Here is a 6000-nt window from a genome sequence, read left to right as displayed (position 1 = left end):
TCTTTCATTATTTATTATCTTTTATATTTTTTTGTTTTTTTTAATTTCTATGAATTATCATGAAATATTCACTTAAGCGTATTTTATAGAGGGAGGTGTACAGTATGAAAAAGGGATTTTTTATTGCTTTAATCTTATTAATGAGTGTATTTGTTTTTTCAAAAACTAAGTTAGTTTTTTGGGAATTTATGATGAAAGATGATACCGCAAAAGTAGTTATTGATGAATTTGAAAGAGAAAATCCAGATATAGAAGTGGATTATGTTCAATTATCTTGGGCAACAGGTTTTGATAAAATTGTAACTGCTTTCGCTGCAAATTCTGCTCCAGATATTTTGGAACTTGGAAATACTTGGGTAGCAAACTTTGCAAATGAAGGTGTTATTGATGATTTGAGTTTTTTAAAAGATGATTTTTCAAATATTATAGGTTGGAAATCAGCTGAATTTGATGGTAAATATTACGGAGTTCCTTGGCTTTTAGGTACAAGAGCTATGTATTATAATGTTGATTTATTTATAAAAGCTGGACTTGATCCAGAAAATCCTCCTCAAACATGGGATGAATTACTTAATGCAGTAAAAAAGATAGATGCACTTGGAGAAGATATTTATGGTTTCGGTATGGGTGTAGGTGAACCCCAAACTCCTTGGCAGGAATGGTTCTTACCAGCAGTTTGGGGTAATGAAGGCAATATCTTATCAGAAGATTTAAATACTTCTTTAATGACCTCCCAATCAGTTAAAGAAGCTGCCTATATGTATCAAGAGTTATCTAAATATTCTTTGAAATCTAAATCTGCAGATCTTATGATGGCTTTTGGAGAAGGTAAAATTGGATTATGGATTGCAGCAGGTGGAAATATAAATAAATTAAACTCCACATACCCAGATACAAATTATTTTGTAACCTTTTTACCTAAACCATCTCAAAATAAAGGCTTTCATGCTTCATTTGCGGGTGGAGAAATTTTAACTATTCCTTCTTCATCTAAAAATAAAGAAGCTGCTAAAAAATTTATAGAATTTTTAGTAAGACCTGAGATAACAATGAAAATAACAAAAAGAGTTCCTACTATTTTTCCATCTAATGTACTCGCTGAAAGTGATCCATGGTTCGATGATCATATTTTGGAATCTATTTTCTTTGAACAGAATGCAACAGCAGTTCCAGTGCCTCCACATCCAAAATGGGTTGATATTCAATTCGAACTTTCTGAAGCCATAGAAGAAATAGTTATGGAATATTCAGATGTTGATAAAACCTTGGAAAAATACAATAAAAGAATACAGACTATATTAGATAAAAACAAACAATAAAATTATTGGGGGTTCTAAGAACCTCCAGTATTTTTAAAGGAGGAACTTTGATGACAAAAAAAAGAAAACAAGGATTAATTACTTTTTTATTTATTCTTCCATGGCTCATAACCTTTTTAATATTTGAGCTTTATCCTATTTTATTTTCTTTTTTTACAAGTTTTACAGAATATTCTGGTTTAAATCCGAATATGAAATTTATAGGACTTGATAATTATATAAGAGCTTTTAAAGATGAAACTTTTTTGATTGCTTTAAAAAACACTTTTTTCTTTGTTATAGGAACTATTCCTTTTACAATAGGTATAGCTTTAGTTTTAGCAATATTGTTGAATAATAAAAAATTAAAAGGTAGAGAATTCTTTAAAGCTGGATTTTTTCTACCATCAGTAATTTCATTAGTTGTTATATCTATGATGTGGATTTATATGTACAGCTCAAGTGGTTTATTCAACACCATATTGAGATCTTTAGGTTTTAAAGTTGAATCAATTTCATGGCTTGCTTCTACAGAAACAGCATTACCAGCGATAATGTTTATGGATGTTTGGGCTGCATTTGGATATTATGTGATATTAATATATGCAGGGTTACAAAGTATTCCAGACTCTTTATATGAAGCGGCAAAAATAGACGGTGCAACACCAACTCAAATGGCTTTTAAAATAACTTTACCAATGCTTAAACCAACTTTATTCTTTGTAATAGCTATAAATACCATAAGATCTTTTCAAATATTCTCAGAAATATATACAATGACTGGAGGAGGACCAAGAAATTCTACCCAGACTATTGTTCATTATTTATATGAAGTATCTTTTAGAAAATTTGATATGGGATATGGTTCTGCAATAGCTTATATTTTATTTGTATTAGTAATGATAGTAACTTTGATTCAGAAAAAAGCACTCAGGAGTGATTACTAATGAATAAGTCTAAAGGTAATAAAATCATTTTTATTATACTATGTTTTTTACTTTTTTTATCTCTTTTACCCTTATTTTTAACTGTTTTAACGAGTATAATTCCTCAAGGTGACTTATTTCATATAGTTAAAGAACAGAATGTACTTGATTTTGAGACAAGTAAAATGTTTTTAAGAACCAAAATGAAAACGATAGGTACAAAAAATTATAACATAATTCAAAAAGAAGAGAATAAAATACTTGAGTTAAAATCTAATGGCAGCAAAGAATTTGGTATAGCTGCATTTACTAATGATTTGAATATAAATCAAGTAAAAAATATAAGTTTATATATAGATACAAATAAAAAATTTGATAGTTTGAAAGTAGGTTTAAAAGATATTGATGAAAATAATAAAATTATCTCTCTAAAGAAATTTCAATATGATGATGAAAAAAAATTAATGTCTTTTAACTTAAATTATGATGATTTTAATGATATAGATCTAAAACATATATCTCAAATTCAATTAATATTTATAGGTGATGAAAATTTTGATTATATCGTAAAAATGGATAATTTAAACCTTAAATATAAATTCCCTACATTTTTAAACTTTAAAGATGTTTGGGAAGAAAATGATTTTGCAAGATATATGCTAAATTCTGGGATAATATCTTTCTTTGTTGTAGTGGCAAATTTACTTTTTTGTTCTATGGTTGCATATGCATTTGCAAGAAAACAATTTAGGGGTAAGGAAATATTATTTGCAGTTATTTTAGGTACTATGATGATTCCACCTCAAACAAAAATAATACCCATATTTATGTTAATGCAAAAATTGAATTTAATAGACACTTATAGAGCTTTAATATATCCCACTTTAGTTACACCTTTTGGCATATTTTTAATGAGACAATATATAGAACAATTACCAAAAGAATTAGATGAAGCTGCTTATGTCGATGGTGCTAATGATTTTCAAATATTCAGAAGAATAGTATTGCCATTAAGTGGACCAGCTATAGCAGTTTTAGGAATAAATTCTTTTATTGGAAGTTGGAACTCTTTATACATGCCTTTAGTTTTAACAACATCTAAAGAGATGAGAACAGTACAAGTTGGATTGGCGATGTTTTCTAAATTAAATCAAATAAGTTGGCCTAAATTAATGGCTGCATCTACAATCGTTGGAATTCCAGTAATAATAATATTTTTAATTTTCCAAAAGAAAATAATATCTGGATTAACTGCTGGAGCAGTAAAATCATAATAGGAGTTGATTTTTAGATGAAAAAAAAATTTTATTATAGAGGCGTAGTTGAAGGTTTTTATGGAAGAGAATGGACTATGGAAGAAAGAAAAAATATTATTGAATATATGGGTGAACATGATTATAATTTATATATTTATGCGGCAAAAGCTGATAAATTACATAGAGATGAGTGGAAAGTATTTTATGATGATGCTTTTTTAAAAGATTTCAAAAAACTCATAGATACAGGGAAAAAATCTAATGTTGAAGTTTCAATTGCAATTTCACCAGGACTTTCATTGATTCATTCAAATGAAGAAGATTTAGATATATTGATAAAAAAATTCAAACAATTTTCAGATCTTGGTGTAAATACATTATGTCTATTTTTAGATGATATTCCTTGGGATTTACAACATGAAGAAGATATTCAAAAATATGATTGCCTAGCACAAGCACAAGCAGATTTTTCTAATAAAGTATTTGAAAAATTATCAAATTTTGTTAAAGATTTACATTTCATTTTATGTCCTACAGAATATTTTGGAAAACCTCATTATTCATATCATGATATTTTAGGAAATAATCTAAATAAAAATATAGATATAATGTGGACAGGCCCTAAAGTTTGTTCAAAAATAATTCCAGATGAAGATGCAATCGAAATAGGAAGATCTTTTAAAAGACCTGTTATATATTGGGATAATTATCCAGTGAATGATTCTATGATGGTACCAGAACTCCATATGGCTGAATATATCGGAAGATCTCAAAACCTCTATAAATATTCTAAAGGAATTGTAATAAATCCAATGAATCAAGCAAATGCTTCTAAAATAGTATTAGGAGCTATTTCAGAATATTTATTGAATCCTGAAGATTATAATTCAAAAGATGCTCTTTTAAAAAGTCTCAAAGAGTATAATTCTGAAATAGTCGAGGAGTTTTATTATTTTATTCAATGTAATTCTTATAGTCCATTAACTCTTGAGACTTCAAAAGTTGCTTTGAATATTCTCGAAAAATTTGAAACTTTAATAAAAAATAAAAAAAGAAATGAAGCTAAAATATTTTTAAAAGACACTGGTAACAATATTTTGAAATATTATGATATTTTGAATAAAAAAATTGACCCAAAATTAAAAGAAGAAATAAAAAGATGGCTTGAAGAATTTAAATGTTATGGTACTCTTATGATACAAATCTCTGATTTGATAAATACTTATGAAATTATTTTTGATGAAAATGCTCCTTTAACAGATATTGAAAAAGTAAAAAAAGAAAATAAAAAAATGGAAGATCTCTTAAAGAAATTCATGGAATTTGAAACTTCTATATTTAGCGAGAAATTTGTTAATCTTGCTTGGAAACATTTAAAAATAAGTAAAGGACTCATAAGATCTAATAATATTATAAATCAACAAAATTAACATGAATATCGTAGATTTATGAATTTAAATGATAATAATTTGACATATAATTGTATAATTACTAATTTATAATGTACTTGATTCCCATCTCCAGGGAATCGAAGAGACTTTGTTAAGGGGAGCCTTTTTAAGGTTCCTCTTTTTTTAATACTTGATTTTATATTTATTTCGTGTTATAATATTCTTTGGATATCTTCCGGCTTAGCTCAGCGGTAGAGCGGATGGCTGTTAACCATTAGGTCGGGGGTTCGAATCCCTCAGCCGGAGCCATAAAAGAAGAGTCTGATTTTAATAATCAGACTCTTCTTTTTTATTCTCATATTTCCATTTTTTATTACGTTCATTTCCCCTTTTAAAGTTTCCAGTCAACTTTGCAAGTATAAGTTGTTGTTCTTCATAACCACAATCCTCGAGTTTTTCTATAAGAGTTTTTGCTTTCTTATCTTTTATTATCTTTACTTGCTTACCATAATATGATATGAATAATTTGTTATCCTTTCCAATTTTATAATCGAAAGGATAATCGCTTAATCCACTCATGTTTCACCCCTATTTTTGTATTATATTTTTATCTCCAAAAATTATGCCATAATTTTCAAGATATCCTTGAAGTATCTCTTCATTTTTTATATTGATTATATCATTTTCCATAATAGAAATACGAAAATTCTCATCAAAAGACATTCTCATATTATTATATGTTTTTAAATAATCTTTTTCGTATAAATTATTCATATTATCATCATAACTATTTATTTGAATATCTCTAAACTTATTTATTTCATTCATATATTCTAAAATATTTATTTCAAGATTATATTTTTTTACAGACCAAAAATGATATTCTATACCCGTTACATTAAATATTATACTCGAATTTTCCATCATTTCTATCTCTGGTATATGATATTTTTGTTCATAATATATATTTTTATAATTAAACCCATTTCTTGTATTATATACTATATTTGAATATAAATTATTTTTCTCAAGATAATTATAAAACTTTTCAGCTTTATCATAAATAGCATTATAATATTTGTGCAATTCTATTATATTTTCAAAATTCATTTTTTCACCTCAATATTAT

6 protein-coding genes and 1 tRNA gene are annotated in these 6000 nt (G+C 26.7%); 5 read left to right on the top strand and 2 right to left on the bottom strand.

The window, feature by feature from the left end:
* Positions 1-104: 104 nt before the first annotated feature.
* The 5 genes from PWP28_RS07105 to PWP28_RS07085 all read left to right on the top strand — a co-directional run bounded on the left by PWP28_RS07105 (position 105) and on the right by PWP28_RS07085 (position 5180).
* The gene (locus PWP28_RS07105) at positions 105-1319 is read left to right on the top strand and encodes an extracellular solute-binding protein (protein WP_109604204.1); all 1215 of its coding nucleotides are present in this window, start codon (positions 105-107) and stop codon (positions 1317-1319) included.
* Between the two features lie 50 nt (positions 1320-1369).
* Positions 1370-2245 (top strand): carbohydrate ABC transporter permease, encoded by an 876-nt coding sequence (locus PWP28_RS07100; RefSeq protein ID WP_109604203.1) that lies wholly within the window; start codon positions 1370-1372, stop codon positions 2243-2245.
* Entirely contained in the window at positions 2245-3498 is a 1254-nt protein-coding gene (locus PWP28_RS07095; protein WP_109604202.1) for a carbohydrate ABC transporter permease, read from the top strand. The genes PWP28_RS07100 and PWP28_RS07095 overlap by 1 nt, the downstream gene beginning before the upstream one ends.
* Positions 3499-3515: 17 nt before the next feature.
* The gene (locus PWP28_RS07090) at positions 3516-4910 is read left to right on the top strand and encodes a beta-N-acetylglucosaminidase domain-containing protein (RefSeq protein WP_308644465.1); all 1395 of its coding nucleotides are present in this window, start codon (positions 3516-3518) and stop codon (positions 4908-4910) included.
* A gap of 195 nt (positions 4911-5105) precedes the next feature.
* Positions 5106-5180 (top strand) — tRNA-Asn (locus PWP28_RS07085).
* An 18-nt stretch (positions 5181-5198) separates the two neighbouring features.
* Here PWP28_RS07085 and PWP28_RS07080 read toward each other — a convergent pair.
* Positions 5199-5450 carry a hypothetical protein gene (locus PWP28_RS07080; RefSeq protein WP_109604200.1) on the bottom strand — a complete coding sequence of 84 codons (252 nt, stop codon included), beginning with the start codon at positions 5448-5450 and terminating at the stop codon, positions 5199-5201.
* Between the two features lie 9 nt (positions 5451-5459).
* Positions 5460-5981 (bottom strand): hypothetical protein, encoded by a 522-nt coding sequence (locus PWP28_RS07075; RefSeq protein WP_109604199.1) that lies wholly within the window; start codon positions 5979-5981, stop codon positions 5460-5462.
* Between the last annotated feature and the right edge of the window lie 19 nt (positions 5982-6000).

Origin of the sequence: Oceanotoga sp. (assembly GCF_030445905.1) — a bacterium.
GTDB classification, from domain to species: Bacteria; Thermotogota; Thermotogae; order Petrotogales; family Petrotogaceae; genus Oceanotoga; species Oceanotoga teriensis.
This window is presented reverse-complemented; position numbering and strand designations above follow the sequence as displayed.

Bases quoted from the DNA above. Each gene is read 5' to 3' on its own strand.
- PWP28_RS07105 (WP_109604204.1), top strand. From the start codon at position 105: ATGAAAAAGGGATTTTTTATTGCTTTAATCTTATTAATGAGTGTATTT.
- PWP28_RS07075 (WP_109604199.1), bottom strand. From the start codon at position 5,981: ATGAATTTTGAAAATATAATAGAATTGCACAAATATTATAATGCTATT.
- PWP28_RS07095 (WP_109604202.1), top strand. From the start codon at position 2,245: ATGAATAAGTCTAAAGGTAATAAAATCATTTTTATTATACTATGTTTT.
- PWP28_RS07100 (WP_109604203.1), top strand. From the start codon at position 1,370: ATGACAAAAAAAAGAAAACAAGGATTAATTACTTTTTTATTTATTCTT.
- PWP28_RS07080 (WP_109604200.1), bottom strand. From the start codon at position 5,450: ATGAGTGGATTAAGCGATTATCCTTTCGATTATAAAATTGGAAAGGAT.
- PWP28_RS07090 (WP_308644465.1), top strand. From the start codon at position 3,516: ATGAAAAAAAAATTTTATTATAGAGGCGTAGTTGAAGGTTTTTATGGA.